This window comes from Bartonella sp. AD328YNZD (assembly GCF_042196425.1).
In genome coordinates this window covers 1-2344 of the sequence record NZ_JBHIQG010000355.1, presented here as the reverse complement: position 1 = coordinate 2344, position 2344 = coordinate 1, and the positions used below count along the sequence as shown (strand labels likewise).

The following is a 2344-nucleotide window of genomic DNA, read 5'->3' as shown; positions in this document are numbered from 1 at the left end:
GCAATTGTTGAAAGGCGATGAGCAATGATAATCGTTGTGCGTCCTTTGGTAAGGTGATGAATAGCTTCATTAATTTGCGCTTCGGTGTGTGAATCGAGCGCACTCGTTGCTTCATCAAGAATCAGAATTTCACTATCGTGAATCATTGCTCTAGCGATAGAAAGTCGTTGTTTTTGCCCCCCTGAAAGATTACAGCCATTATCACCTATCTGTGTATCATAACCATTTGGCAAACGCATAATAAAGTCATGAGCATTTGCTGCTTTTGCTGCTTCGATAATTTCGTCATCACTAGCCCCTTCTTTTCCAAGTCCGATATTATATTTAACAGTTCCTTGAAAGAGAAAAGTATCCTGTCCTACATAGGCCATCAGGTTTCTCAGAGAGCGAAATGTTGTGTAGCGGATGTCTTGATCATTAATTAATATGCGTCCTTTTGTGGGATCATAGAGTCGCATAATAAGGTTAATAAAGGTAGACTTTCCCGAACCTGATGGTCCCACCAATGCTGTCATTTTTCCAGCTTCTATTTCTAGGTTTATGTCTTTCAATACCATTTTGTTCTCAGTGTATGCAAAAGAAACGTGTTCGAAGCGAATAGCTCCTTGCGTTTTATTCAGATCTTTAGCTTCTTTATGTTCTATAACTGTAAGAGGATGGTCGAGTATTTCAAACATCGTACGGATATTGACCAATCCAGATTCAATTTTAACACGTACATTTGCTAGTCTTTTTGCGGGTTCATAAGCTAAAAGTAAAGCAACAATAAAGGACATAAATTCACCTTGAACACCTGCGCGTTGGGTTGCAAGGTAACCGGAAAAACAGATAATACCAGCAATGGCAACACCTGTGAGCGTTTCCATAATCGGATTGGTAATAGCTTCGAGTGTTGCAATATTATTTGTTTGTTTTTCAACATCACAAATGGCTTTGTCCATTCTTTTCTTCATGACTTCTTCTAGTGAAAAAGCCTTAATGACTCGAATACCAACAGCAGTTTCCTGTACGATTTTTATAATTTCACCAAGTGAAAGGAGCTCTTTTTCCATAAGGCGGCGAACGCGTTTTAAAGCCATTCGAACGCCTAAAAAAGCTAGTGGTCCTACGATTAAAGTAATGGCAACTAATATAAAGTTTTGAATAAACATGACAAGCAACAAACCACTAACGGAAAGCAAATCACGTACAAAAGTTGTGATAATAGTATCAATGATATTACGTACAGCTGTAGCATTGTGGGTTACGCGAACAAGAAGATCAGATGAAGTGTTATTATGATAAAAAGAAACTCCTTGTTCCATAAGTCGGGCAAAAATTTTGCGTTGTTGTTCAGCAATGATACTATTGCCTGCTTTGTTTAGAAAATAAGTTTGGGAAAAAGTTGCAACTCCTTTGAGAATAAAGATAAAAGCAATGATGCTAGAAATCAAAACGATCATAGGAAAATTTTGCGCATCAATAATCTGATTAACAACATCACGCATCATCCATGCACTAGTTGCAGTTGTACCAGAAATGATGATCATTGAGAAAATAGCTGCACTGTACCAACGCGCATGTTTGTGAAAATTTTCTCGCAAAAGACGGATAATAAGATGTTTATCAAAAGAGGAAATTTGTTTTTTGTCCATAAAGTGCTTCTATATTTTCTTGTTGTTTTATGCAAGATTGAAGCACTCTTAGATTAAAAAAATCCATAAATCTTTTGTACAAAAATAGCCTTTTCTTTCAAGGTTCATCCATCAATTTCACGACGGTGAGAGTGAAGAATATAGTGCAAGGTTTCTGTGAAAAGTATAACGAAAATTTGTTGTTTATTACTATCTTTAGTTAAATAAAAAGTACGGGCGAGTCTCATCATTATTATTTACTAATTTCCATATTGTAATAGCCTTTGGCACTTCAAATGGTTCACAAAAGGCATTTCTGCTTTTTTTAATAATTTTATGTATGCATTATCTCTGTTTGTGATGTGCAAGCAGAATTATTTTGTCGGATTCATATAGAAAGAACTTGAAATAATAAGACCTTACGATGTTTGAGCTTTTTCATTTAATATGCAAAATAACGAATTCTTTTTATAAATCAATCAAGCACTGTTAAACTGTTAAAAGGATTTATACACATTTATAAAACCTTAAAAGCACCACAAAAACTCTATGTGGTGCTTCTAAATAACACTATACACATCATTTTGATGAGTTGCATGCGAATATTATTCCAATGCAAAACTATTTAGGTGCTATCACCATCATCATTTGCCTGCCTTCAAGCTTTGGCTCCAATTCGATTTTGGCAATTTCACTTGTATCTTCTTTCACACGCTGAAGAAGCTTTAATC

1 protein-coding gene and 1 pseudogene are annotated in these 2344 nt (G+C 35.5%); both read right to left on the bottom strand.

Translation table 11 applies throughout. The annotated features are described in order from the left end of the window. The coding region (locus tag ACFIO3_RS11695; RefSeq protein ID WP_375704504.1) for an ABC transporter ATP-binding protein at positions 1–1634 on the bottom strand (1634 nt) is incomplete at its 3' end. Between the two features lie 600 nt (positions 1635–2234). Beyond that, positions 2235–2344: pseudogene (locus tag ACFIO3_RS11690) on the bottom strand (translation initiation factor IF-3); the annotation flags it as partial.